Here is a 24,829-nt window from a genome sequence, read left to right as displayed (position 1 = left end):
TCCTCCTTGCTATCAAAACAGGATAGCTGACGAGCGTAGACAAGGGAAAGATCCAATGATTGATTGGCATTACTACTGTGCTGGAAATTGGTCGATCAGATCAAAAATTAGCTACTCTTGGAGCCGAACAACGAGTATGGATTAGTTCTAAGACACTAGATTTATTAGAAAACAATCCAGAACGAGAGCTGAAAATTCCAGGCGAACTTCATATTCCCCGCAGACTTCGCCATGGAGACCTGATCCTGCCGGAAGCTGAGCTTCTGGCAGCGCCTGGAGTTGTGATCCTGCTAGCTGAACCCGGTGCGGGGAAAACTGCGCTGCTGAATAGCATCGCTGACCGGGTCGGCGTTAATCGCGTCCGAGCCAGTGCTTTCCGCCTCGGGGCAGGCAGCTCGACCTTGGTGGTCGACGCCTTTGATGAAGTGGCGCGTATCGGTGATGCGCGCGTTCTAGACATTATGCATCAGATACGCGATGCGGAACCGGATCGTGTCCTGCTCTCCAGCCGATCAGGCGAATGGGAAGATGCGAAGACCCGGCTCATCGGCGATCTTTTTGGGGTTGAGCCCCAAGTGTTCCGTCTCGTCCCGCTGGCGACAGACGAACAGCGGCTGCTCTTTGATCATCTTCATTCTGATTGGTCGTTCGACGCATTCGCAGAAGACATCAGCCGGTTTGACCTCCATCACCTTCTCGGCAATCCGGAGTTTCTGCGCCTGTTCGCAGGAGCCTATGTCGAAGCCGATGGTCACCTTCCCTCACGCTCAGACGTCTTCACTCTGGCAATCGAACACCTAGCCAGGGAAGCGAACCCAAACGTGGTCACCGCAGGTGCGCCCGCCCGGCACAGACGGATATCTTGGGCAAACGAGATCTTCGCAAAACTGCTCCTGTCAGGAGCAGACGGTGTCGCAGTCGGAGACATCGCCGAAGACGACCTGCATCCGCAATTTGAAACCATTGGGCTCGATGTTGACGGTCCGGCATCCACCCTATCAACTAAGCTCTTTCGGCCCGGAACCGCAGCCAATCAGCACGAACCTGTGCATAGGATCGTTGCCGAATATGGTGCGGCGCAGCACTTGGTTGGTCTCATCGATGACCCTGCTGCGCGGCTTAATCTATCTCGCTCCATGGCGCTCATCGCCCCGAACGGCGTGGTTCGCGACGACCTGCGAGGTCTTCTTGGATGGATGGCGGCGCTTGGATCGCAGGCGGTTCAGGACGCCGCCATCGAACTCGATGCCTACGCGGTTTTGTCGAATGGCGATCCGTCCAGACTGACATCGGCCTCACGCATTTTGCTCCTTGACGCGCTCGCAGAGCTGAATGCAGACGACCCCTACTTTCGGCGAAGCGACAGATGGCGCACGTTTCGCGCATCGGGCTTCTTCACGCCAGATATACTGGAAGCACTTCGGCCAATCCTTGCCCAAGAAGGTGACGGGCATCTGCGAGGGCTTTTACTCGAACTGCTGGTCGGTTCTCCGGTCGTGCGCGATCTGCGCACCGAGCTCGAAACGGTTCTATTTGATGCAGACGCAGGCATTGGTCCACGTCTCGATGTCCTATCCTGCGTCTTAAATGATAACGGCTACGACTCCACCGGTGCTCTTCGAAGGCTCATCGCCGACGGCACAGGCGACGCGCTGAGGCTGGCATCAGAAATTCTAATGTTTCTTGGGTTCAGAGCCCCTTATGATGAAGCCCTCGCCACTCTAGGAGCCGCAGCTTCGCTCTATCCGACCGAGAATGGGCGTCGTCGTTCGGGGACCTTTGAAGAGCGGTACTTCCTGAAGCGTCTTACGCGTTCGCTTGATCAGGCGACCTGTGTCCGGCTGCTCGATGATCTGACAGCAGAATTGCAGTGCACATGCGGCAACGACCGACATGCCTGCCATTGCCGGGATGGCGTGAGCAAGATTGTCGGAATGCTCCTCGACCGCTATTTCGAGCTGTCTCCAGGTCCCTACGACCCGGACCAAATCTGGGGTTGGGTCCGCAGTCTGCATTACCACAATCAGTTGGGTACGGGGCAAAGCCGCGCGGTCGAAGTGCTACAGAGAGACGACAACTTGAGGCGGGCGCTGCATGAGCGTGCCTTCGCAGGGCTCACCGACCGAGACCAGATATTCAATGTGCTGTTCGATGTGATCGGACACTATGGGCACTCAGGCTTGAGTTTGTGTGAAGGCGACGACCGCCATCTGGTGGACCTCGCTTTTCAGAACGACAATTCGGCATTGTGGGGTCGTTTCGTGAGCGGCCACCGCTACTATGGGGAAACGTCAACCCGGGGCCCTGACGATTTTCGGCGCTACTGCCGCGAACAGGCGCTTGAGAAGCCTGCGTTCATGAGAGAATGGGCTTGGATGAACCGTGCAAGGAGAGAGAGTTGGCGGGAACAACGACCTAGGCGTTATAGATTCGAGGCGAGTCGCCAACGACGCGAGCGGCGGATCGAGGCGGCAAACACGGCGTTCTTTTTCGAAAACAGGGACTCAATTGAACGTGGCGAAAACGTTGGGTGGACCCAAAGTGTTGCCCGGGCCTACCTTATTCAACCCGACAACCTGCCTAGGGTGACCCATGGTTTGTTCGATCCGGAAACCACCCTCCGTCAATGCCTTGTAAGCCTTTCCGATCGCTGCCCAACGATTAGAGAAGTTGGTTCGGGAGATGCCAGAGCTCGGGTTCAGATCTTTCTTGCCGGTGCTCTCGCCGAATATCGGGCTTCTGGCACGCTGGATGCGGTGGCGCCGGAGGTTTTGCTTGCAATACTTCCGGACACTGGCGGCTATAACACCTATGAAGAAGGCGAGCACGAAGCGTTTCATGCCGAAGTGCAGCGACAGGTCCAGCTCTCTCCAGAAGAAAGCGAAGCCTATGCCCGGGCGTATCTTGAACCTGCGCTAGAAGCGTCTAGCGAGTTTTGTGATCTTCACATCCTCCACCGCGAGTCTGTGCTCAGTCATCTTAGGGCCACACTTCCGCTCGAATGGCTTCAGCGATTTCCTGAGCTCCCGATCCAAACCCTCGAGTCTTTATTCGATATGGCTGCGAGTTTTGGGGATCGCGACGCCCTCTTGGCACTTATCCGTGACCGCTGTGTTATCCTGGACAGAGGGGTTTTGCCTCACAGGCTCGAAGAGCAGCGCCAATTCTGGTTCTTGCGCGATTTCTGGTTTGCCGATGACATCAATCCGGAGGTCTGGGCCTACATGGCTCGTAATCCAGACCTTGTCTTTTGGTTGGAGCACCGTCGGGACCGCGGTCGAGACGGGGACGGAATTTGGTCGACGTTGTCCGCCGTAAAGATTGAACGGATACAGCTTTCCTATCGGCCTCATTGGCCTGTCGTCCCTCTTCCATCGAGCTGGGGCACCGGCAGCCCGAGAGGCGAGACGGCCTATCGCTTCCTCCGAGATTGCGTTTGGCAAATCGGTCGTGATGAGCCGAACGCTGCTTTGCCGGTTATCGAGAGACTTCTCGCACAAGACATCATGGCTCCCTCCTACAATGATCTTCGCAGCATCCGAGCAGAGCTTCGCCGCAGATCGGCAATGGCGACAACGCGTCCGGGACCGGCCGAAGTCGCACGCTTTATCGACGCAGGCTTGCCAGCCAGTGTCGAGCAAGCGCGCACTCTGGTTATGGAGCTCTTCCAAGAGCTGCAGAGAGATGTTCTGGCGGGTCACACCGGGCTCAGAGACCAGTTTTACGACGGCGGTGTTCGGCTGAATGAAATCCGGGGAATGGCGCGCGTCGCGGCATGGCTGCGACCTCGCTTGGCACCTATGGATATCCACGACGTGGTGGAGCATCAGCTCGAAGAGCGAAACAGGTGTGATCTCACAGCCACGCGCATGGTCAATGGTGCCCCGCGGATGCTCGTCATTGAGGGCAAAGGCCAATGGCACCGAGATCTATTTGGGGCAGCTGCTACGCAATTGGCGGATCGTTACGCCATGCATCCGGACGCTGATGAACAGGGTATTTACCTTGTTCTTTGGTATGGTCCCGGAGAGGTTGTTGCCGGATCAAGCCGTCACGGTTTTCAGTCTGCCGAAGACCTTCGGGCTGCGATCAAAACGCAATTGCCGGATGACTTGCGTGGCCGCATAGATGTGTATGTGCTCGATGTCTCGCCTGCAAGCGACATACCCGCTTGAGCTAGCCAACAAGGCCGAGAACGGCGGCCACTGAATGTCCACTTCTGCAGTCAGCTGCTATGTCTGTCGCAACTGCAGCTAACGGCAGCTTCCCGCCCTCTGTGCAGAAGCTAGAGGTCGAATAGCAGAATAAGTTCGATTTCTTACCCCCTACGCTGCCTGGCTGATGCCGCCAGTTTAGACTCCGGGTTTTAATAGTCTGCGCCCTGCCGGGTATCCCAGAGACGCAGAATTTCTATCTGAGTGGGCATTACACGATAGATTAGCGTAAATGGGGTTCGCGGTACTGAAAGCTCCCGTACGTCTTGGCGTGTGTCACTTGGGTGACCTGCATACGGGTTTGCTGCAAGAGTAAGCTGAATGGCTTTGAGCTGTGCTCGTGCCTTTTCGCTGCCTTCAGGAAAAACAGACGTGTAGTAGTAGCGGAACCATTGAATGTCCCGGGCCGTATCTTCGAGAAATACAATTTTCATTGGCTATTGGATTGCCCGCTTGCGACCGGAGCAGAGAGCTCATTCTCGGTATCCCAGCTGTCTATCCAGGCATTCATTTCGTCTGCCGTGATGAACTTACCTAGATCTGCTTTTTCGACAGCTGCATCAATGGCTGCTCGCTTTGCGGCCTTGGATTCCAACATCATTCTAATTGCTCGTACAGCGAGCTGCGCAGGCGGCCGATCTTCTATCGCAGCTTCTCGTTCCAGAGACTTTCTCAAGTCTTCATCAAGACGGATTGAATATGGGCTGGTTCTCATCGCAATCACCTGTTTCCGCTGTGTAGTACAATGTAATACATCCGCATTCTATTCACAATAGATCGATGGGATGAACTTCATCTGTTGCTCTGAACTCATAAGCGAGATGGGAATTCATAAGTACGGCCTGCTCGTCCGCGGTTATTTTGAGTTTTGCGCCAACAATGCGGTTGGCTGCATGTCTCCCCGATCGATCTTTGACATCAGAGAAATCAGATAAGCCCCTGGAGACTGTATGTTCTCAGCACGCTGAAAGATGTACCCGAGAACGATGAAGCGAATAGCTGGGCCAAACGTTGATTTCATTGCATACCAGGTTTGGCCAAGCCGTAGATACTCGGCGATATCATCCATAAGCCGATCACAGTGGTGCTGATCTTTTGCAAAGCGTAGCTCTGAGCATAGCCGTGGAAAACTGCGCTCCATTTGGTCTGGAGAAACTTGAATCTGATAAAGTTTTTCTTTCTTAACTTCCGGATTCAAAGAGTCCTCTTTGTGCCCCTCAATTTCATTGTCACTGTCCCTCAAATTTTCTGTATCTGTCTGTGTTACTTCTGAGATTTCCACAGAGATTTCTGCCAATAGCTCGCAGAGTACATTCGCATCTGGTTTGCGACGCAGAGCATTGCGGACGGTGGTCATCAAATCAGAGATCGCGGTGTCATTTGCTACGAGGTCCCTAAGGCGCGCCAGAGCGGCGGAAACCTTGTCGCGGAGTACAGTGAACTCGAGAACGCGATCAGCATGCCGCTGGGCTTCTTGGATGAACTCAGCGTGCCGTTCACACAAAGGCATTATGGAGAGCCCAGTTGCAGTGACCACCCTGCCCTGTCGATCCCGGCGCGCCCATCTCTTGCCGTTTGCGCTCATTACGCGGCGGATAAGTCCAAGCTCAACCAGCGTCGAGATATGACGCTCAACTGTCTGCACGCTGACATGGGTTCGTTTGGCGATCGCCGCGTTGGAAGCGAAGCAGATGTGATGATCATCTTGGTCCGCAGTAATCTGATCACCGCCCACAAAAGAAATCATGGCTCTCAGGACATTGAGAGTTGTGGATTTCAACCCAAGAGGTTCTCTGGCCTCTTCAACGGCGCGAAGAAGTATCCATTTTTTGGGCGTACTACTCCCCTGCCCTGCCGTCCCCGACAAGTTTGCTCCATTTGGAGCCAATGCTGCTACTGTTTTCATGATTATCTATCGGCAGACAAAAATTACCCGTTCGCTCAAGAGCGTTTTTTCTTGTGTGGCGATTCGGGTGCTGCTAGATTCTAGGTGTCTAATCTAAGAATTGCGCTTTGCGCAGCAGCCCTCGAAGCTCCGGTTTCGGGGGTTTTGTTTGTTTGCCTTCCTCCTTTCTGCTCGTCCTCAGTTCTTTTTCTCGGCGTTTACAGCTGTAAACTCAGCGTGTGAGCGCTTGATGATTTCAGCCATGTTTTTGTCCAACCAGCTAGCGAAGTCAGCGTTAGCTCCGGTCCTTTTGACCGAAACAGTTAGTGATCCGTTGGTGGATTTGATTGTAACTCCTTCAATTGGGCTGACTTCGGCTGCACTTTCTCTTTGTCGTGCACCACGTTTGGCAGCTGCTTTTAGGAGCATTTCCAGCCGATCATCTGACGACATTGATGGCTCAATGGTTGCAAGCAGGTTTGCCGCTTCATCTCCCGCCAGCTTGCCTGCAACGAAGTGTTCTGCAAGCATGGTCCATTTTGGGCGGCCTGATTTTGGGGCTGCGCCGATCATGTCACCAATCTTTGCAGGAACATGTTGCGTAACTTTTGTCAGGTGAGACAGCCCTGATTTCGAAAGGTTCAATACTTGCCGCACCGTTGCAGAGTCATGCCCGGAAGTCAGGATCGCCTCGGCGAAACGTGCTTTCTCGTAGAAGGAAAGATTGCGCCTCGCAGCATTCTCAAGCCCCTTGGCGAGTAGCGCCGAGGCATCGTCGATATCCTGAACATTGGCGCGGACCTTAATGCCAAGTTCACGACAGGCTTTCAGCCGCCTCCTCCCATAAATTGCCTCGTATCGACCGTCGGATTTCGATTTTCTGACAAGAATGGGAACTTGTTGGCCGCCGTCTCGGATACTCGATATCAAGCTTTCAAAGCTATCGTCTTCTTCGTCAGTGTTTACAGCTGTAAACTCACCAAGCCTATCGGCTGGCCCCCAATCGTCGATCAGAGCAGGGTCAATTTCCCTGATTGCAGCCAGAGAGCCTTGAAGCGCACCAAGTGCAGGGGCATTGGGTTTTGGGGTTTTGTCGATGGCCTTGGGGCTAGAGCGCGCGATGGTGTTTGCGATCCCTGACATCTCCTGAAGCGATTTTCTAGCCATTAGCTGCGTCCCCACGCTTGATGGATCATTTGCTCTACCTCGGAGCCGATCGCATCCATTGAGTTCTTTGCCCGATCATAAGTTGCGCGTGTCATTTCCGACCGCACGACCTCGTAAATTGATTGTTTGAGCATTGTGGCGTCACTGATTGCAGTGCTTTTGAGGGCCGTAGCTGACATAACGCGATCCTGAAACAGTGCTCGCATGAACGAAGCCAGTTGTTGAGACGGCACGTCTGTCGGCTCGTCACGCGTTATCAGGAACTTGAAGTTATCGTATTCGAGCGTAGCGCCAGCATCTTCAATGACTGCCATGTAAGCACCAGCGAGTTCGAGGAATTGAGCCGTCGAAGACACGTCCAGCATCGAAGGTGTCAGTGGCACAAGCAATGAACTAGCGGCGGCCATCCCGGCTATTGTCAAGAATCCGAGTTGAGGTGGGCTATCAATCAGAACTAGGTCAAAATCGCCTTCTACCTGGGCCAAGGCATTCCGTATTCTCGTAAAGAACGGATGGTCCGGGTTGGAGTGAACGGCAGATTCTGTCTCAAACTCGGAAAGAACAAGCCGAGACGGTGCCACAGACAGACCGGGGAAGTATGTCGGAAGCACAACGTCCGCCATATCTACCGGATCTTCATACCGAATAGCATCGTAGATCGTCAGTCCGTCAAACTCAATTTCCGGGCTGATGCCGCACATGGATGTAAGCGAGCCTTGTGGATCCAGGTCAACGGCCAATACACGGTAACCGCGAAGCGCAAAATAATGGGCCAGGTGAATTGTTGTGGTGCTTTTGCTGCTGCCACCTTTGAAGTTCATCAACTGCCAGACTTGGAGTTTCTCTCCTTCAGTCCGACGAGGGATATAGCGCCCCTTTTTGCGAGAGGTTTTCTCAAGCGTTTCGCGAGCCTCCCAAAGCTCATGGGCGGTATAGTAGCGTCGACCGCTACGCACGTCTTTTGGTTCAGGAATCGTTCCTTCTGCGTGGACCTTACGCATGAATTGACCTGAGACACCTAAGAGTTCGGCCGCTTCTGGGGCTGCAAAGTTGCGTAGTGATTTGGTGTTGTCAGGGGCAAATGCCGCAAGAAGATGTTCCCGGATGGCCGAGTTTAATCTCTCAGAAATTTCCGTGGCGAGAGCCGATGGTCGTTCTGCCGTAAGTGGTGTCACGGGAATCATGTAGTTGCCTCAAATTAAAGAATGTGGTCATTTTTGCGCCACTTGAGACAAACAGGCGTGATTCATTGTCCTAAGTCAAGGATTTTCGCTTATATTGTGGGTTCTACAAAGCTGTGAACTACATACGCTTTGCATCAAAGCAAAGTGGTTTACAGCTGTAAACCTCGTTGAAGCGGTTCCCGGGCTTTTATAGCTGATGAAGTTCTGCTGTGCAAAAAGTAGGCATACACACAAAACTCTTCCGAATGCTCCGCCTCGAGTTGAGCTTTTCATAACGAGCAGTTGGCACAAAAGAAGAAACGGCTTGCGCACCAAGACAAGAAATAGGGAAGGGCAGGGGGCCAATTGAGCTGATTGCGTATTTCCTCACCCCAACAGGTCCGTTGCCGGGTTTTCTGCGATATCGACGTCGTCATAGTACTTCTGCGCCTGGGCCATGGAGCGGTGTAGCGAGAGGCGCATGGCAGCTTGGATTGGTGCGCCGTCCAGTGCGGCTTGGGTTAGGAACCCAGAACGCAGACCGTGCGGCGAGGCGAAGTCCTCCGGCAACCCCGCCAACTGGAGGCGATGTTTGACGATCTGATAGATAGCGTCCGGCGAAAGCCGACGTTTCAGCACACGATCCGCTTTTGAGACTGGTCTGAACAGTGGCCCGTTCTTAATCTGTCCAACCTCCATCCAATGGACCAGCGCCTGGGCCGCGCGGCCTTTCAGCACCAGCCGCGGCGTTTCACCTTTGGTTGTCGTCTTGGTCTCCAGAAGTGAAATCCAAACCAGGCTTTTCTCGTCGAACTCCTTCAGCGAGACGTCTTCAAACATCAACCCGGTGATCTCCGAGCGCCGTCTACCACCAGAAGCCCAACCCAGCATCAAGATGGCGCGGTCGCGGCAATCCCGCCGGGACCCCCGACAGGTGGACAGCAACTGCTCGAGCACATCGCGGGTAATCGGGTGCTGCGATTTTGGGGCAGGGGGCCGGGCTGCAGCCCGGCGCGCCTTGGCACGGGCCTGCTTCACCTGCGGCGCCCCGAAAGGGCTGGTCAGGTTCTTCATTCGATGAAAGGCAAGCCAGGAGGCGATGCGCCGGTCCAGCGTCGAAGGGGCAGGGCAGGCGAGGGACTTGCGCAGCCCCTGAGCAATTAGCGCTTCTGCGGTTTCGCGCGCCACATCCGTTTCTGGTGCGTCATTCAGATCGCGGGCGTGATCGAGAATGAAGGCGAGGGCGGTGGCCTCAGATTCCGGCCAGTCCAGCGTCGCTGCGAACCGCGCGGACTTCCAGGCGGTGACATAAAGTAAATCCCGTTCATATGCCCGCAGCGTGTTTTCCGGTGTGCCGCGCACATAAAGATCAGTGAGCGCCTCCTGATCTGTTTCCGAGAGGGCAGGGGCGGCGGCGGGGAGGTATGGGGCAGGGGGCTTCATGTGTCGATTTTCCCTAACCTGTAGACTGTTCTTGCTTGTTTTCACCATGTTTCATGGTTGGCCTTACGCTGAGTTGTTCCTTTAAGTGTAGATGCGGACCAGATTTGTGCCGGTATTTGTTTACAAAATTGCAGGTTACTGTGCTGCATCTAATATGGTTTGCTGCCGGATCGGGGCAGGGGTCTACGGGTTACGGACCAATGCCGTCGCGAGTCCATTGGTTAAGGAAAACCGACACTTCATGGCCCGCATTCTGCGCCCATTCCCCGGTAAAATCAATCAAGCATGATAAGGGGTACTTATTGGACATAGCGGAGACCAGCGAAGCGGGGCGGTTTCTACATCATATTGTGGACGAAAGCGCCGTGGCGAGATAGTGTTGTAGCATGACATACGCCCGCAACGACTTCGAGAGCCTACCCCGGGTGCCGGCCTGGGTCACTTCTGCACGGCCCGAAACCCCAGAAGATGTGGCGTTTTTGTCGGGTGCGGCGCTCAGCCATCTGCATCTGGTGTTGAGCCAGCACAAGGTCCCCCAGACCTTGCTGCGCGAACGTCTGGCACTGCGCGCGGCTGAGGCCTGCGTAGCACGTACAGGAAGACTAGAAAGGGCAAGGGAGTTGCGGGACGCGATTGCGTTCCTGCAACCGGGCGACAGTCCCGGCCCGGCGGGAGAAACCTACCTTTCCTGGCGCCGCGCGGTGGAACGACCGGTCTCGGTCAAAGCTCTGAACCGGGCTTTGCCCAGGATCGAGGCGGGGCGGCTCGCTGAGTGGCTGGATGCGGGGCAGGGGACGCCAGTGGCTTGGGCCGCCGCGGTGTTGGAAACCGTTTTGACTGAGGCGCCGCGACAGGATGTGCCGGCGTTGATCCTTGCGGACACGGCGTTGGCACAAGCGCTCGGTTGGAAGCAAATTGTGCCTTTGCTGGCTGCGGGCCTGAAACGCGCCGACCTACACAAACGGGACGACGCGTTGCAGCTGGCCTGCCATCGTGCCGTGACGACATCCGCCATCGAGGCTTCACGCCTGGCGGTAGACCTAGTGCGCCGGACTGCACATTTGAAAGCGGTTGCGCCTAAGCTCAGGGCCAAGGGGGCCGGGGAGGCCGTTGACATGTTCTTGAGCCGCGATGCCGTGGCCCCTTCAGCCTTGCCCTTGCCGGATCGCGCCGCGCGGCGTTTGTGCGATCGGCTGGTTGATCTCGGCGCGGTCCATGAACTTACGGATCGCGATACCTTCCGGCTCTACGGGGTGTAGCGATGGCCAAGGACCAATGCCGAACCCGACCTAGATAGAGAGCTCGAGGAATTGCCCACTGAGTTGCGCTGGCGCGAATGGATGCGCCGGATCGAAGCGGTGCTGTTTGCCAGTGCCTCGCCAGTATCACGCGAGGATCTGGCGCGTGTGGTGGGGCAGGGGGCTTCGGTCGATCTGTTGGTCGAGGATCTCGCCGCTGATCTGGAAGGTCGCGCCTTTGAGATCGCCGAGGGCTCCGGCGGTTGGGTGTTCAGAACGCGGGCCAGCTATGCCCCTGCGATCCGCGCCGCGGCAGATGTGGGTGATCAGGTTCTGGACCTCAGCGAGTTCGATGTCGCGGTACTGGCGGCGATCGCATATCACCAGCCGGTCGCCCGCGACGGCCTGAAGGACATCTTCGGCAAAGAGATCAGCCGCGATCTGATCGGCCGGCTGCATGCGCGCGGCTTGATCGGGACTGGACCGCGCGCTCCCAAACGTGGGGCGCCATATACCTTTGTGACGACAGAGCAGTTCCTCGTCGCCTTTGGTCTCGAAAGCCTGCAAGATCTACCTGATCGCGAGCAGCTGCTGGATGCGGGCATGAAGTGCACCTTATAAGACTGACAAAAACGCCGATTTGTAAGCCGCGACTGTCATGAGCGTCTCAGGCATGTCCCGTTTGGGATATATCGCCACTGGTTTGTCGATCCTATCTTCGCCCCAAACTATGATTTCAAATGGGGCGATGTATGAAGGTCTTTTTTACCAAACGTCACCAAGAGCACAGGCCCCGGCACGAATTTACCGGTGGCGCGCTTATTCCCGCATTTGACTCGCCCGAGAGAGCAGATCTGATTGCGGATGCGCTGCAACAGGCGGGCGGGTTTCAGTTGACTGAGCCCAAAGACCACGGGACAGAACCTATTCTCGCGGTGCATGACAAAGACTATGTCGCCTTTCTGCAAACCGCCATGGATGTGTGGAAGACGGCGGGCATGATCGGGAGCCCGATGGCTTCGAATGTCGCAGGTCGCCCGAAAGGGGTGGAGCCGGAATCAATCGAGGGGCGTGTCGGGTATTTTGCCAATGCCTGTGATACGACCATTGACCGCGGAACATGGCAGGCAGCCTACGCCAGTGCCCAGGTAGCTGTCAGCGCAGCGCAATATGTCGGTTCGGGCAAGGCCAACACGGCCTTTGCGTTGTGTCGTCCTCCGGGCCATCATTGCGAGTCCGATCGCTTCGGGGGCTACTGCTATCTGAACAACGCGGCGATTGCCGCACAGAGCCTACGCGACATGGGGCTGTCGAGGGTCGGCATACTTGATCTGGATTTCCACCATGGCAATGGCACCCAAGAGATTTTCTGGGCGCGCAACGATGTCTGGTACGGGTCAGTGCACGGTGATCCACGTCATTGCTATCCGTTTTTCGCCGGGCACGCCGATGAGCGCGGAGGCGGTGAAGGGGTTGGCAGCACGCTCAATCTCCCGTTACCGCCGGGAAGTAAGAATGATGCCTGGCTGTCTGCGGTGGCGCAGTTGATTTGGTCCCTCGGGGATTTTGAGGCCGAGGCGGTTGTCGTCTCTCTGGGTGTGGACCCTCATCATGACGATCCACAATCCTTTTTCGACGTCACCGAGAGAGGCTTTGGCCGGGCCGCCAATTTCTTGCGCGATGCGGGCATCCCGAGTGTGGTGGTGATGGAGGGTGGATATTGCGCCGACGCACTGGCTCCCTCGGTGCTGGCTTTTCTTGACGGGTTGGCCCCGCGGTCGGACAAGCAGGGAGAACCCACATGAAAGACATATGCAATTTCGAGATCGAGCACTTTCTGTCGGCGATGATCTGTATCCCGAGCTGCGACCCACCAGGGGGAGAGCTGGAAGTTGCCAAACTTGTGTATAGCCAACTGCAGGCGCTGGGGATCGAGGCAGAGTTTGACGAGTTCGCGCCGGGTCGCGCCAATGTTGTAGGGCGGATTGCCGGTGCCGGGACCAAACCCCCGCTTGTGTTCTCGGCGCATATGGACACGGTTCCCGAGGGGCAGCAACCCTGGAGCTTTCCGCCCTTTGCCGGAGATACTTTTGACGGCATGATCCGGGGGCGTGGGGCCTCGGATATGAAAAGCGCAATTGCCGCCTTTATTGGCGCGGCCCACCAGCTTTCCATGTCGCAAACGCCCCTGGCGGGGGACATCCTGCTGGCCTTTACAGCGGGCGAAAGCGCTAACTGCATTGGTGCACGGCGCCTGGTCGAGCAGGGTTTTCAATCTCGGATCGGGGCGTTCTTGTGTGGAGAGCCGAGCTCTCTGGACCTGATCGTGGTCGAAAAGGCCATTTTGTGGCTGCGGGCCGAGGCCAAAGGCACATTGGGCCATGTATCCGGCGCGGCGGGGGTCAATGCAATCGACTTGATGACCCAGTTCCTGCCCAAGCTCAACGCGCTGGAGCTGGACCTGCCGTCGCATCCGCTTTTGACGCCGCCATCGATCAGCGTCGGGCGTATCATGGGTGGCTCTGCGGTCAACCTGACACCGGATAAATGCCTCGCTGAGATCGACGTCCGGTTTGGCCCGGGGATCTCGCCAGAGCAGGTGATTGCGCAGATAATGCCCCTCTTGCCCGAGAAGGTATCTCTGGAGGTGATGGATTTCAAACCGGCTGTCGAAGAGAACCCGAACAGCGGGTTTGTCGAGCTGTGCAAACAGGCCTGTCTGGCCGAAAACGGCCACCTACCAAAGGTTCTTGGGGTGTCATACTACAGTGATGGGGCGATCTTGCTGGATGGCCTAGACGTGCCCTTTGCCATTCTTGGGCCGGGGCTGTTGGGTATGAGCGGCCAGCCGGACGAGCTGATCCCGGTTGAAAACCTGCACAAGGCCGTGCGGATCTACACGCAGATCGCGCAGGAATGGCTGCAGCCATGACGCGCGCCCTCCCCCCCCTGATTGGGCTGACCGCCGATCACGAACCCCGCTCAAAAGGGGAAAGCGAGGCAGAGTATGTCTTGCGCAGCAATTATTGCAGCGCCATTGCGCAGGCCGGAGGCATGCCGGTTCTGCTGCCTTATGAGACACAGGATGTCACCGCCCTGATGGCGCGGCTAGATGGCATCGTCGTCACCGGAGGCATGTTTGACATCCCGCCAGAATATTATGGGCAACCCGGCACTCCTGGCCTGACCCTGAAAGCCCATCGGACAGCGTTCGAACGCGCGCTGATGACCGAGGCGTTGCAGCGGGATCTGCCGGTGCTGGGGATCTGTAATGGCATGCAGCTGCTGGCGGTCTGTTGTGGTGGCACCCTGGTGGCCGATATACTGCGGGATGTTCCCGGTGGGATCGAACATCTGCCGCAAGACCCGCCAATTGAAGTTGCCCATCAGATCGAATTTGTGGCGTCGAGCCTATTTGATCGGATCACGGATCGGCGCGAGGCCTGGGTTAACAGCCTGCACCGTCAGGCTGTGCGTGCATGCGACAACTATCGGGTGGCCGCCCGCTGCGTGGATGATGGGGTGATCGAGGCCATCGAAGTTCCAGGCAAGCGCTTTGCTATTGGGGTGCAATGGCACCCGGAATACCAATTAGGCGCGCTGGACAAAGCCATTCTGCGGGCCTTTGTTAGCGCATCAATCGAGGGCAGATCATGAGCATATCCGCCGTTCCGATTTCTGTGCCGCTTGCGGATACGAGCAGTACCCTTCGCATAGGCTTGGTCGTTCTGGCCAGCGATCCAACCATTGAAAGCAGCTTTCGCCGGATGCTGGCACCCCATGGTGGCATTGAGCTTTTTGTGAACCGAATTGCCTTTGATGGTGAAATTTCGGTCGAGAGGCTGCGGGCAATGGAGGACGACATCCGCGCCTGTGCGGCAGACATCCTGCCGGGACGTCCGCTTGATATTTTGCTTTATGGGTGCACCTCTGCGTCGGCGGCTATTGGGGATCAGCGCGTGCTGGCGCTGTTGAGAGAAGCCAAACCGGAAGCTAAGGCGGTCGCCACGCCGGTGACGGGTTTGCTGGCGGCAACCACGGTGCTGAAGCTGCGCCGGATCTCTGTGCTGACCCCTTATACCCCATCCGTTTCTGAGATGTTGGGTGCCTATATCGAAGGTCTCGGCCTCAAGGTGACGGCCCTGCATTGCCTGGGATTGGTTGAGGATTGGGATAATGGGCGGGTCACACCGGACAGTCTGTGTGATCTTGCCTCTGGTCTGGATCACGCCGGGGCGGATGCGGTGTTTCTTTCCTGCACGGCGCTGCAAGGGGCAGAGGCGGCAGCCAGGCTGGAGGCGCGGATCGGGATGCCGGTCATCACCAGCAACCAGGCGCTGTTATGGCATGGGCTGCGCGCGGCGGGGCAACAATTGAAGATCCAGGGCTTTGGGCGTTTGATGGACACCTAGGCCCGCCTAGGTTCGCTTCACAAAAGGACAATACGATGGTGCAAAACGTTGAACTTGATGAACCTTTGTTCGAACATCTGGGCACATTCCTCGGTGTCCCGGCTTGGTCTCAGCAGGTCCGCTCGGATGTCGTCATACAAGGGATCCCCTTTGACCTGACCACACCAGGGCGGCCCGGCGCACGGTTCGGGCCCGGTGCTATTCGGCTGGCGTCGGCCAATCTTAGGTGGGATCGGCCGCGGTGGCCCTGGTCGTTTGACGTGACCGAAAAACTGGCGCTTTCAGACACCGGCGACATTCAGAACCAGACAGGAATGCCGCAAACCATGGTGTCGCGGGTAGAGGCCAGAACCACACAATTGCTGCAAAGCGGCGCGCGGGTGCTGTCGCTGGGTGGCGATCACTATGTCTCACTGCCGTTGTTGCGGGCCCATGCTGCACAACATGGCAGAATGGCACTACTGCATTTTGACAGCCATACAGACACCTACGACGGCCCGGAGTTTGACAATGGGACACCCTTTCACTTTGCCGCAAAAGAAGGGTTGATCGACCCCGAGCATTCCATTCAGATCGGTATTCGGACCGTCTATGATCCGCAAGATTATCCCTACACCGTTCTTGACGCCGATTGGTGCTGTAACAATGGCCCGCAAGAGGTGTTGGCCCGAATCCGCGCGGTGATCGGCGACCGGCCCACCTATCTGACGTTCGATATTGACGGTCTCGATCCGGCCTATGCGCCGGGAACGGGCACACCTGTTGCCGGAGGGTTCTCTACCAATTTTGCGTTGCAGGTTATGCGCGGGCTGGTTGGTCTCGACATTGTTGGCATGGACCTTGTTGAAGTGTCTCCGCCCTATGATCCAACCGGCATCACCTCTTTGGCGGCGGCCACCCTGGCGCTGGAGATGCTGCACGTCTGGGCGGCAAATGCCTCATAAAGTTTCCAGGTTCAAAAGCTGTTCGATGAAAATCCCGCAAAGCTCACTTTGTGAGGAAACGTCCAGCTTTTGATAGACTTTTTTGATGTGGTTTCGGGCCGTGCCGTAAGAGATGTCAAGAAGCCCGCCGATTTCGCGCGCGTTGAACCCCTTGAGCATCAAATTGCAGACTTCCTTTTCACGGGAGGTCAAATGTTCAGCCTGAAAGGTCGCCAGAACCGTCTCGATCTGGGCGTGTTTTCGGCTGCGGTTGCTGCGCGCGTCCGGGTGTTGCTGCGCTGTCTCGTGCCAGACACGGGTTGCAAAGTTCTCAACAACCGGTGCGACACTCTCAAGAACGGTAAGGTGATAACGCTCATAGGTTGATCGATCGGGCAAGGCCACAGCGCGGGAAAAACAGACAAGCGACCGCGTGTCCGCATCTATATCCGTGACCAGCCCGACCTCTTCCATGGGTCCAAAAATTTCCTGATCATAAGACAGGTAGGCTTCGATTTCGGACAGGTCCTCGGGTGAAATATCCTTTTTCAGGTAGCTTCCCGGCGGGTCCCCATTGAGAAAAGAAGTATAAAACGGGTCCAGAAGATATGGCCCATCCGCATAGCGATCCTGCCGCGTCTCGGCGTCAAAGTAATCAAACATGATCGGCACTTCGCCCTGCCGGAAAAAGATCACATACCAGGTGTCGGCATCGAACAGGGCGGCCAGGCCAATCGCGATTTCGCGGATCGCGGCAGACGAGGACTCGGCCTGCATTCCCTTGACGACGGCTTCGCTCCAGAGGCGGTATCCCGCCCCCCATTCCCGCGCAGTGCGGCGCCCGATGGGCGGCGGGACGAGTATGGGAAAATCGGTCATTTGTGCGCTGCAGTCCATTTGGGTGTCACATCCTAAAGCATGCCGGTCAGGCCTGCAAAAAGTATGTCCCAATTGGGACATGGCCTATTTCCTTGGTCTTCGCCACCGTTGGACACAGCAATCGAAGGCGGTTTTCGCTTCGATTACATGTAGCGCCCAACCAACCGGGGCATAGCAACAGGGACGAAAAATGAACAAGTCAAACGGGATAAGAACCACCATCTTTGGGGCAAGCGCCGCCCTGGCGATGGTTGCAGGTGCAGCAGATGCGGCGGATACAAATCAGCCGATCTCGATCGCGACAATCGACAGTTCGGATGCGGATTTTATCGCCCACGTCTATGGCGGGCTGCTGCAGCGTTTCGGGTTCAACGTCGAGTATCTGCGGATTGACTATACGGCGATGATCCCGGCGCTTGAAACCGGTGATCTGGATGTGTCCACCTCGATCTGGGACACCACGACATGGCCTGCAGTTGCCAATGCAATGGCGGATCATACGGCAGTTGTTTACGGGTCGACCGGTGTCGCCGTGAAAGAAGGCTGGTGGTACCCGAAGTACCTGGAAGATGTCTGCCCGGGTCTCCCCGATTACACCGCACTTCAGGCGCCCGACTGTGTGGCCGCGCTGACGACCGCAGAAACTGCGCCGCGAGGTCGGTTCATTGATGCGCCGGCGGATTGGGAAACCGATTCCGCCAAGAGAATGAAGGCGCTGAACCTCGATTATGAAGTTATCAATTCCGGCTCGACGGTGACGATGATTGCGTCGCTACGCGCTGCGGTCGACCGCAAGGAGCCAATTTTTGGATTTGGCACGCTGCCGCATTGGTACTTTGCCGGAACGCCCGGGGATTTTGTGCAAATGCCGCCGAATGTGCCTGCGTGTTATGAGGATCCGACTGCTGGTCCGAACCCGGCTGCGACCTTTGATTGCGGGTTTTCCGTCGGGTTCATCTGGAAGATGGCCAACAATGATTTTGCAGGAAAATCGCCAGAGGCGGCGCGTCTGCTGCAGCTTTTGCAACTGGATGCCAACGACGTGGCCCTCGCCACTGGCAAAATCGAAAACGATGGCGTCCCGATCGAGCAGGTGGCCGCAGAATGGCTGGATGCCCATCAGGACACCTGGAGCAGCTGGCCGATCAACTAAACCCGCCTTGTGACCCTTTGGTCTGCCTTTTTGGCAGACCATCCCAAACAAAAGATACCCCTCACATGACAAACTCCCCAATTGGCGACGACAGCGCCAACGCGATGCTGCGTTGCACCAACCTTTGGAAAATTTTTGGCAAAAACGGTGCCGAGGCATTGGCTGAACTGGGCCAGGATGCCCCGGACGCGGCCTTTCGCGATCGTGATCTGATCGTTGGTGCCCGCGCGGTGAATCTGCATGTGAACAAGGGCGAGATCTTTGTTGTCATGGGGTTGTCAGGGTCGGGCAAATCCACGCTGGTGCGCTGCATGACGCGCCTGCATCGCCCGACGGCGGGAACGCTGGAAATTGACGGCATGGACGTCACAAACCTGTCTGATCGAGAGCTGGTTGACCTGCGTCGCAAGAAAATCTCGATGGTGTTTCAGGACTTTGCTTTGCTGCCGCACCTGACCGTGCTGGGCAACGTGGCCTTTCCGTTAAAGGTGCAGGGGCTGGACCGCAAAACCCGTGAGATGCGCGCGCTTGAGATGATTGAGCTTGTCGGGTTGCAGGGCCGCGAGAATTACTTTCCGGACGAGTTGTCAGGCGGGCAACAGCAGCGCGTGGGCATCGCTCGAAGCCTGACGACCCGCCCGGAAGTCTGGTTTCTAGATGAACCGTTTTCGGCGCTTGATCCGTTGATCCGCCACGATATGCAGGCCGAGTTCCTGCGGTTGCAAACCAAGCTGCACAAAAGCATCGTCTTTATCACGCACGATTTTGAAGAGGCCGTGCGGCTGGCTGACCGGATTGCCATCATGAAAAACGGTCAGGTGATCCAGCAGGGGCGGCCCGAAGATTTGGTCTTGCGGCCGGCGGATGACTACGTGCGCGAATTCACGCAGAACATTCCCAAACAAAAGGTCCTGAGGGTCTCGGCCATCATGGGAATGCCGATTGAGAGCGCGGCAAGAGACACGGTTGTGCGAGCCGAGGCCACAATTGACCAGGTCGCCGCGCAGGTGCTGCAGGCAGATCACCCTATCGCCGTGGTGGATGCATCCGACCAGATCGTCGGGTCCATCCACCGGAACGCGTTAATCCCGATTATCACCTGAGGCCGCACGATGACCCCGCATTCCGAAAACAGTTTCTTTTTCAGTCGTCGTAACCTGGTCCGTGCGATTGTCGCACTGTGCCTTGTGCTGGCCGCGTTCTGGGTTCCGCAAAAGGGGGGCATGTTTGATGTGTTCCCCAAGGCACAGACATTCGACATCGCGACGCCGCTTGGCGACTGGCTCAAACATGTGTCGCGCAAGGCGGAAATCGGGCCGGTCAAAGTCTCCGAGGTGACACGGATGATCGGCAGTCTGGTCTCCAAACCTTATGAGCTTCTGAAAGGGGTGTTTGCTTCGGGGTTCCGGATCTATCCCGAGGCGGGGGGGAAAATTGAATTACCGTCCTTGCCATGGATCGCGGTGACCGTGCTGTTTGTCATTCTGGCTCAGACATTCGGCGGGCGCCGGTTTGCGCTCGGGACAGGGGCGACATTCTTGTTTTTTGCGGTGTTCGGCATTTGGGAATCGGCCATGCTGACCCTGACCCTGGTGGTAGTTTCGGTTGCCTTCAGCACCGTCATCGGTCTGCTGCTTGGATTGCTTGGCTACAAGTACCCAGCCTGGGATCGGGCCTTGCAGCCGATCTACGACATCATGCAGACCCTGCCATTGTTTTCCTATCTTGTCCCGATGATCCTGTTTTTCGGGTTTGGGCCGGTGGCCTCTTTGATGGCGACGGTGGTGTTCTCTCTGCCGCCAATGGCGCGGGTGACAACACAGGCTCTGCGCGAGGTCAGCAGCAGCGTGCGCGAGTTTGGACATATTGCCGGATGCCTGCCCCGCCAGCTGGACTGGCAGGTGATGATCCCGGCCGCCCGCAAGAGCCTGCTGCTGGGTGTGAACCAGGTGATCATGCTGGCCCTTTCGGTTGTGGTTGTCGCCTCGCTGATCGGCGCTGGTGGCCTAGGGGGCGATGTGCTCAAGGCGCTGAAATCTCTGCGCATTGGCGATGCGATCATCGCCGGGAGCGCGGTGACACTGATGGCGATTGTGCTTGATCGGATGTCCTATGCGGTTGCGGTACGACGCCCCGTGCATCAGCCCACGACACAAAGCTGGGCCAAGCGCCACGTTGTGGCGCTGACAATTGCCGCGCTGACGCTGGCATTCATCCTGATGGCGCGTTTTTTCCCCGCGTTACAGAGCTACCCGGAAGCATGGCAAATTCGCGCCGGAGCCTTTGCAAACGATGCGGTCCGCTGGTTTTCCAACACCCATTATGACGAACTGAGCGGCCTGCGGGATGGGTTTATCATCTATCTTCTGAAACCGATGCGTCTGTTCCTGACCGGGCTGCCATGGGTTGGGGTCACGGTGGCGGTTGTGGTTGTTGGCTATCTGCTCAACGGGTGGCGGCTGGCGCTGCTGGGCGGGACAATCTACGCGCTGATCGCGGTGCTGGGATATTGGGACAAGGCGATGGTGTCGCTCTACCTTGTAGTGGTCTCTGTCGGGTTTGCGAGCGTTCTGGGCGTTGTTCTGGGGATTGTTGGCACGCTTTTCCGCCCACTGCGGGCAGGACTGATCCTGGCTGTCGACACGTTACAGACGATGCCGATGTTTGTGTATCTTATCCCGGTGGTCATGCTGTTCAGCCTTGGGGAATTCCCTGCCTTCCTTGCGATCGTGCTGTATGCGGTCACCCCGGCCATCCGCTATACGATTTCGGCGCTGGAGGGGGTTAAACCAACGTTGATCGAAGGCGCGCGCATGTCCGGGTGTACAGGTTGGCAGTTGCTGATGCTTGTGAAACTGCCGCTTGGGTTTCCGGTGATCCTGCTGGGGATAAACCAGGTGATCATGCTGGCCTTTGGTATGCTTGTGATCACCGCGCTGGTTGGCACGCGCGGGCTTGAGGAAACAACGCTTTCGGCCATCGCGCGGGTTGCCGCTGGCGACGGCCTTCTTGCCGGTCTTGCCATTGCTGGCATGGCAATTGTTTTTGACCGCTACATCCGCGCCGCAAGCGAGATCGCTGCCTATTACATGGGCGTCCCGCTCTCGCGCAAAGCTAACTGACAGGCATCTATCCCGGATGGGACATGGGTCTGTGAGGGCCGCCGTGCCAGTTGTCTCTCAACCGCTAAACGACACTACTACCGGAGCATCTCATGGGCGAGAACACCGAGGAATTTGACTTCATCATTGTGGGCGCTGGCTCTGCGGGATGTGTATTGGCCAACCGCCTTTCTGCGGACAAGGGCACCAGTGTCTTGTTGCTGGAAGCCGGAGGCTCGGACATCAACCCATTTGTGGCGGCCCCCGTGGGCGAAACGCAGCTTTTGGGGTCGGCCTATGACTGGGCCTTCAAAAGCGCACCACAAAGCGAACTTGGTGGCGCAAGGATGGAGCTTGCGCGCGGCAAATGTCTGGGCGGGTCTTCTTCGATCAATGGCCAACTCTATTTCCGCGGTATCGCTGAGGATTATGACGGCTGGGCAGCGCTTGGAAATACAGGCTGGAGCTTTGACGATGTGTTGCCGTTGTTCAAACGCATGGAAAACTGGATTGGCGGGGCAGATGCTTATCGCGGAGACCAGGGGCCTTTGCGCACGATCGGCAGCACCTATGACAATCCGCTGTTTGAGGCGTTCATACAGGCCGGAGAGCAAATGGGGCACCGGCGGATCGCGGATTTCAATGGCGCGGACTACGAAGGTTTTGGCCATTGCCAGCACACTCACTACCGGTTCCCCGTGCTGCGCTGCGCGACCTCCTATGCCTATCTTTTGCCAGAACGGTTCCGCCGCAACCTGAGCGTTCGAAAACATGCCGAAGTCAGCCGCGTCCTTATCGAGGATCGGGTTGCCAGGGGGGTTGAGTACCGGCGCAAAGGAACCACGCACAGGGTGATGGCCCGCAAAGAGGTGATCCTGAGCGCCGGCCCCTATCAATCGCCCAAGCTGTTGATGCTCTCGGGCATTGGCGATGCTGGGCACCTAAAAGACATGGGGGTTGAACCGGTTCTGGATTTGCCGGGTGTCGGGCAAAACCTGCAAGATCAGATTGGTTCATTTGTTCAGCATGACTGTACGCAGCCCATCACCTATTACAGCTATACCAACAAGCTGCGCGCGGCGGGCGCGGTGTTTCAGTGGCTGGCCTTGGGCCGGGGGCCGCTGACCTTGTTTCCCATGGCATCAAGCGCGATCCTGCGCGTCGCCCCAGACGCGCCGAGACCGGATGTGCAGTATTACATGTTCCCGGTTGCGGTGAACCCCCATAGCGAGGGGACATTTGAGCCACGGTCGCACGGCTACAACATTCATTGGGGGATCATTCAGCCCAAAAGCCGTGGCTTTGTACGCCTGAGCAGCGCTGATCCATTTGTCGATCCGGTGATTGATAACCGTTTCTTTTCGGATGAGGCCGACAAAGAGCTGAACCGTCTGGCCTTTCGCATGGCGCGCAAAATCCACGCGCAGGCCGCGTTGGCCCCCTATCGCGGAGCAGAAGTGGCGCCGGGGCCGCACTGTCAGAGCGATGCCGAAATTGACGCGCATTGTTCGCGTTACTTTGCAAACCACTATCACGCCTCGGGCACGTGCAAGATGGGGGTGGATGACCTGGCGGTGGTCGATCCCGAGCTGAAGGTGCGCGGCGTGGATCGTTTGCGGGTGATCGACAGTTCCATCATGCCGGTGGTCCCGACCGGCGGCCTGAACGCGCCGTCGATGATGGTTGGTGAAAAGGGCAGCGACATGTTGCTGCAAAGCTGGTGAGAAAGGGGAACGGCATGACAGATCCTGTTGCCAAATACTTGAATGCCCATGGGGTTGGAGCGGAAAGCCAGGCTTTGCTGCGGCGGGACGTCGGCCATTGGATCAATGGATGTCTTTCACGCGCCGGGTCACCGATCCCGGTAATCGAGCCCAGCACGGCAAGTGTTCTGAGCCATACCTACGAAGCCGGGCCCGCAATCGTGGATCAGGCCGTTGCTGCCGCGCGGGCCGGATTTGAGGACAACGCCTGGGCCGGAATGCGGCCACTTGACCGGCAACAGATGATCCTGGCTTTGGCGGATCTGGTCGAGGCCAACAAAGATGAGCTGGCCTTGATGGAATCCGTCGATGTCGGCAAATCGGTGGATCAGGCGCTTGCGGTGGATATCGCAGGGGCCGTGGATGTGCTGCGATACTTTGCCGGTTGGGCAGGCAAGATCAGCGGCAGAACTGCGCCGCTTTCAGCCTATGACAGGAGTTTCTTTGGGCTGACACTCAAAAAGCCGGTTGGAGTCGTGGCGGCCATTACGCCCTGGAACTTTCCGCTGCAAACCCTCGTCTGGAAATGCGCCGCAGCCTTTGCCACCGGCTGTACCGTGGTTGCCAAGCCAAGCGAAATTGCCCCGCTGAGCGCCTTGCGGTTTGCCGAGCTGACGCAGGAGGCGGGATTTCCGCCGGGGGTCTTTAACCTGGTCAATGGAACCGGGCCTGAAACCGGCGCTGCTCTGGTTGCACACAGGGATGTGCGCAAGATCACCTTTACCGGCTCGACAGAGGCCGGAAAGGTGATCGGGGCGTCGGCGTTGGGCACGATGAAACGCCTGACGCTGGAGCTTGGAGGCAAGTCTCCGGTCCTTGTGACGGGCACGGCCGATCTGGATCAGGCGGTAGACGGTGTTATCAACGGCATTTTCTTCAATGCGGGTCAGGTCTGTGATGCCGGGTCCCGGGTGATTGTAGCAGATGAGATATATGACGCGTTTACAGATCGCTTGGTGCAGAAGGTGAGCACGCTCAAGGTTGGCCCTGGGCTAGAGGACAATACGTTTCTTGGCCCTCTGGCGTCGCAGGCGCATTTTCAGAAAGTCACCTCGCTGGTCCAAAAAGCCAAAGATGATGGGCTCGCCTTATTGCTGAACAAGTCTGAACAGGCGGGGTCCGGTTTCTTTCATGGCCCGGTGATCATAGGGGATTGCCCTTCGGATCACGCCTGTTGGACGGATGAGATTTTCGGGCCGGTTCTGGCCTGTCGGCGTGCAACAAGCGAAGCGGATCTGATTTGTGCGGCCCATGATACAGACTATGGGCTAGGGGCCGCGATTTTTTCCCAAGACCACGCTCAGGTCCTGCGGCTAATGCGCCGCCTGAACGCAGGGACGATCTATGTGAATGGCCATGGCTTTCTTGACCCGGCCTTTCCGTTTGGCGGACAGGGAATGTCCGGATTTGGCAAGGACCTTGGGGAAGAGCAACTAGAGGCTTACCTTGAAACCGTCTCTGTTTTGTTTTCCCAATAACACTGGGGTA

20 protein-coding genes are annotated in these 24,829 nt (G+C 57.1%); 13 read left to right on the top strand and 7 right to left on the bottom strand.

The genetic code is table 11. The annotated features are described in order from the left end of the window. Positions 1 to 59 precede the first annotated feature (59 nt). A complete protein-coding gene (eruA, locus tag AC2FPW_RS04425) occupies positions 60 to 4,175 on the top strand; it encodes an NACHT domain-containing antiphage protein EruA (RefSeq protein ID WP_496812677.1) in 4,116 nt (1,371 codons plus the stop codon). Positions 4,176 to 4,366: 191 nt separating this feature from the next. Here eruA and AC2FPW_RS04420 read toward each other — a convergent pair whose 3' ends face one another. The 6 genes from AC2FPW_RS04420 to AC2FPW_RS04395 form a co-directional block, all read right to left on the bottom strand. Then, positions 4,367 to 4,648: a type II toxin-antitoxin system RelE/ParE family toxin gene (locus AC2FPW_RS04420; protein ID WP_170724935.1), complete on the bottom strand. Its 282-nt coding sequence runs from the start codon at positions 4,646 to 4,648 to the stop codon at positions 4,367 to 4,369. Beyond that, positions 4,645 to 4,929, bottom strand: a complete 285-nt coding sequence (locus AC2FPW_RS04415; RefSeq protein ID WP_480472954.1) for a CopG family ribbon-helix-helix protein — start codon at positions 4,927 to 4,929, stop codon at positions 4,645 to 4,647. The genes AC2FPW_RS04420 and AC2FPW_RS04415 overlap by 4 nt, the downstream gene beginning before the upstream one ends. A 141-nt stretch (positions 4,930 to 5,070) precedes the next feature. Next, positions 5,071 to 6,120 carry a helix-turn-helix domain-containing protein gene (locus AC2FPW_RS04410; protein ID WP_496812676.1) on the bottom strand — a complete coding sequence of 350 codons (1,050 nt, stop codon included), beginning with the start codon at positions 6,118 to 6,120 and terminating at the stop codon, positions 5,071 to 5,073. 177 nt (positions 6,121 to 6,297) lie between these two features. Further along, a complete protein-coding gene (gene repB, locus AC2FPW_RS04405; RefSeq protein WP_170724939.1) occupies positions 6,298 to 7,266 on the bottom strand; it encodes a plasmid partitioning protein RepB in 969 nt (322 codons plus the stop codon). Then, positions 7,266 to 8,450, bottom strand: coding sequence for a plasmid partitioning protein RepA (gene repA, locus AC2FPW_RS04400; protein ID WP_170724940.1), 1,185 nt, complete (start codon positions 8,448 to 8,450; stop codon positions 7,266 to 7,268). The genes repB and repA overlap by 1 nt, the downstream gene beginning before the upstream one ends. A gap of 366 nt (positions 8,451 to 8,816) precedes the next feature. Then, complete coding sequence (locus AC2FPW_RS04395) at positions 8,817 to 9,872, bottom strand: tyrosine-type recombinase/integrase (RefSeq protein WP_170724941.1); 1,056 nt, start codon at positions 9,870 to 9,872, stop codon at positions 8,817 to 8,819. Positions 9,873 to 10,258: 386 nt separating this feature from the next. Here AC2FPW_RS04395 and AC2FPW_RS04390 point away from each other — a divergent pair, with 386 nt between their 5' ends. From AC2FPW_RS04390 to speB, 7 genes are all read left to right on the top strand, one after another. Then, positions 10,259 to 11,131, top strand: coding sequence for a DUF1403 family protein (locus AC2FPW_RS04390; RefSeq protein ID WP_496812675.1), 873 nt, complete (start codon positions 10,259 to 10,261; stop codon positions 11,129 to 11,131). An 81-nt stretch (positions 11,132 to 11,212) separates the two neighbouring features. Then, positions 11,213 to 11,731, top strand: a complete 519-nt coding sequence (gene scpB, locus AC2FPW_RS04385; protein ID WP_496812688.1) for an SMC-Scp complex subunit ScpB — start codon at positions 11,213 to 11,215, stop codon at positions 11,729 to 11,731. Between the two features lie 131 nt (positions 11,732 to 11,862). Further along, positions 11,863 to 12,915, top strand: coding sequence for a histone deacetylase family protein (locus AC2FPW_RS04380; protein ID WP_496812674.1), 1,053 nt, complete (start codon positions 11,863 to 11,865; stop codon positions 12,913 to 12,915). Further along, on the top strand, positions 12,912 to 14,042 hold the full coding sequence (locus tag AC2FPW_RS04375; protein WP_480489405.1) for a M20 family metallopeptidase: 1,131 nt from the start codon (positions 12,912 to 12,914) through the stop codon (positions 14,040 to 14,042). Before AC2FPW_RS04380 ends, AC2FPW_RS04375 begins: the two co-directional genes overlap by 4 nt. Further along, on the top strand, positions 14,039 to 14,767 hold the full coding sequence (locus AC2FPW_RS04370) for a gamma-glutamyl-gamma-aminobutyrate hydrolase family protein (RefSeq protein WP_480489403.1): 729 nt from the start codon (positions 14,039 to 14,041) through the stop codon (positions 14,765 to 14,767). The genes AC2FPW_RS04375 and AC2FPW_RS04370 overlap by 4 nt, the downstream gene beginning before the upstream one ends. After that, positions 14,764 to 15,522: a maleate cis-trans isomerase family protein gene (locus AC2FPW_RS04365; protein WP_496812673.1), complete on the top strand. Its 759-nt coding sequence runs from the start codon at positions 14,764 to 14,766 to the stop codon at positions 15,520 to 15,522. Before AC2FPW_RS04370 ends, AC2FPW_RS04365 begins: the two co-directional genes overlap by 4 nt. A gap of 35 nt (positions 15,523 to 15,557) precedes the next feature. Next, positions 15,558 to 16,466: an agmatinase gene (gene speB, locus AC2FPW_RS04360; protein ID WP_480489399.1), complete on the top strand. Its 909-nt coding sequence runs from the start codon at positions 15,558 to 15,560 to the stop codon at positions 16,464 to 16,466. On the opposite strand, the gene AC2FPW_RS04355 is transcribed toward speB, so the two are convergent. Continuing rightward, a complete protein-coding gene (locus tag AC2FPW_RS04355; RefSeq protein WP_496812672.1) occupies positions 16,461 to 17,324 on the bottom strand; it encodes a helix-turn-helix transcriptional regulator in 864 nt (287 codons plus the stop codon). The genes speB and AC2FPW_RS04355 overlap by 6 nt on opposite strands. A gap of 190 nt (positions 17,325 to 17,514) precedes the next feature. Here AC2FPW_RS04355 and AC2FPW_RS04350 point away from each other — a divergent pair, with 190 nt between their 5' ends. From AC2FPW_RS04350 to AC2FPW_RS04330, 5 genes are all read left to right on the top strand, one after another. After that, positions 17,515 to 18,477, top strand: a complete 963-nt coding sequence (locus tag AC2FPW_RS04350; RefSeq protein ID WP_496812671.1) for an ABC transporter substrate-binding protein — start codon at positions 17,515 to 17,517, stop codon at positions 18,475 to 18,477. A gap of 65 nt (positions 18,478 to 18,542) precedes the next feature. Beyond that, entirely contained in the window at positions 18,543 to 19,580 is a 1,038-nt protein-coding gene (locus tag AC2FPW_RS04345) for a quaternary amine ABC transporter ATP-binding protein (RefSeq protein ID WP_496812670.1), read from the top strand. 9 nt (positions 19,581 to 19,589) lie between these two features. After that, complete coding sequence (locus tag AC2FPW_RS04340) at positions 19,590 to 21,599, top strand: ABC transporter permease (protein ID WP_496812669.1); 2,010 nt, start codon at positions 19,590 to 19,592, stop codon at positions 21,597 to 21,599. A gap of 92 nt (positions 21,600 to 21,691) precedes the next feature. Then, positions 21,692 to 23,302, top strand: coding sequence for a GMC family oxidoreductase (locus AC2FPW_RS04335; protein ID WP_496812668.1), 1,611 nt, complete (start codon positions 21,692 to 21,694; stop codon positions 23,300 to 23,302). 14 nt (positions 23,303 to 23,316) lie between these two features. Then, positions 23,317 to 24,819 carry an aldehyde dehydrogenase family protein gene (locus AC2FPW_RS04330; RefSeq protein ID WP_496812667.1) on the top strand — a complete coding sequence of 501 codons (1,503 nt, stop codon included), beginning with the start codon at positions 23,317 to 23,319 and terminating at the stop codon, positions 24,817 to 24,819. Positions 24,820 to 24,829 lie beyond the last annotated feature (10 nt).

The organism is Ruegeria sp. SATB027, assembly GCF_059613825.1.
Note: the sequence above shows the minus strand (reverse complement) of the source record. Positions and strands in the feature narration are given on the sequence as shown.

Bases quoted from the DNA above. Each gene is read 5' to 3' on its own strand.
- repB (WP_170724939.1), bottom strand. From the start codon at position 7,266: ATGGCTAGAAAATCGCTTCAGGAGATGTCAGGGATCGCAAACACCATC.
- AC2FPW_RS04380 (WP_496812674.1), top strand. From the start codon at position 11,863: ATGAAGGTCTTTTTTACCAAACGTCACCAAGAGCACAGGCCCCGGCAC.
- AC2FPW_RS04340 (WP_496812669.1), top strand. From the start codon at position 19,590: ATGACCCCGCATTCCGAAAACAGTTTCTTTTTCAGTCGTCGTAACCTG.
- AC2FPW_RS04375 (WP_480489405.1), top strand. From the start codon at position 12,912: ATGAAAGACATATGCAATTTCGAGATCGAGCACTTTCTGTCGGCGATG.
- AC2FPW_RS04395 (WP_170724941.1), bottom strand. From the start codon at position 9,872: ATGAAGCCCCCTGCCCCATACCTCCCCGCCGCCGCCCCTGCCCTCTCG.
- scpB (WP_496812688.1), top strand. From the start codon at position 11,213: ATGCGCCGGATCGAAGCGGTGCTGTTTGCCAGTGCCTCGCCAGTATCA.
- AC2FPW_RS04350 (WP_496812671.1), top strand. From the start codon at position 17,515: ATGAACAAGTCAAACGGGATAAGAACCACCATCTTTGGGGCAAGCGCC.
- AC2FPW_RS04410 (WP_496812676.1), bottom strand. From the start codon at position 6,120: ATGAAAACAGTAGCAGCATTGGCTCCAAATGGAGCAAACTTGTCGGGG.
- AC2FPW_RS04335 (WP_496812668.1), top strand. From the start codon at position 21,692: ATGGGCGAGAACACCGAGGAATTTGACTTCATCATTGTGGGCGCTGGC.
- AC2FPW_RS04330 (WP_496812667.1), top strand. From the start codon at position 23,317: ATGACAGATCCTGTTGCCAAATACTTGAATGCCCATGGGGTTGGAGCG.
- AC2FPW_RS04390 (WP_496812675.1), top strand. From the start codon at position 10,259: ATGACATACGCCCGCAACGACTTCGAGAGCCTACCCCGGGTGCCGGCC.
- AC2FPW_RS04365 (WP_496812673.1), top strand. From the start codon at position 14,764: ATGAGCATATCCGCCGTTCCGATTTCTGTGCCGCTTGCGGATACGAGC.
- AC2FPW_RS04370 (WP_480489403.1), top strand. From the start codon at position 14,039: ATGACGCGCGCCCTCCCCCCCCTGATTGGGCTGACCGCCGATCACGAA.
- AC2FPW_RS04420 (WP_170724935.1), bottom strand. From the start codon at position 4,648: ATGAAAATTGTATTTCTCGAAGATACGGCCCGGGACATTCAATGGTTC.
- AC2FPW_RS04345 (WP_496812670.1), top strand. From the start codon at position 18,543: ATGACAAACTCCCCAATTGGCGACGACAGCGCCAACGCGATGCTGCGT.
- AC2FPW_RS04415 (WP_480472954.1), bottom strand. From the start codon at position 4,929: ATGAGAACCAGCCCATATTCAATCCGTCTTGATGAAGACTTGAGAAAG.
- AC2FPW_RS04355 (WP_496812672.1), bottom strand. From the start codon at position 17,324: ATGACCGATTTTCCCATACTCGTCCCGCCGCCCATCGGGCGCCGCACT.
- speB (WP_480489399.1), top strand. From the start codon at position 15,558: ATGGTGCAAAACGTTGAACTTGATGAACCTTTGTTCGAACATCTGGGC.
- repA (WP_170724940.1), bottom strand. From the start codon at position 8,450: ATGATTCCCGTGACACCACTTACGGCAGAACGACCATCGGCTCTCGCC.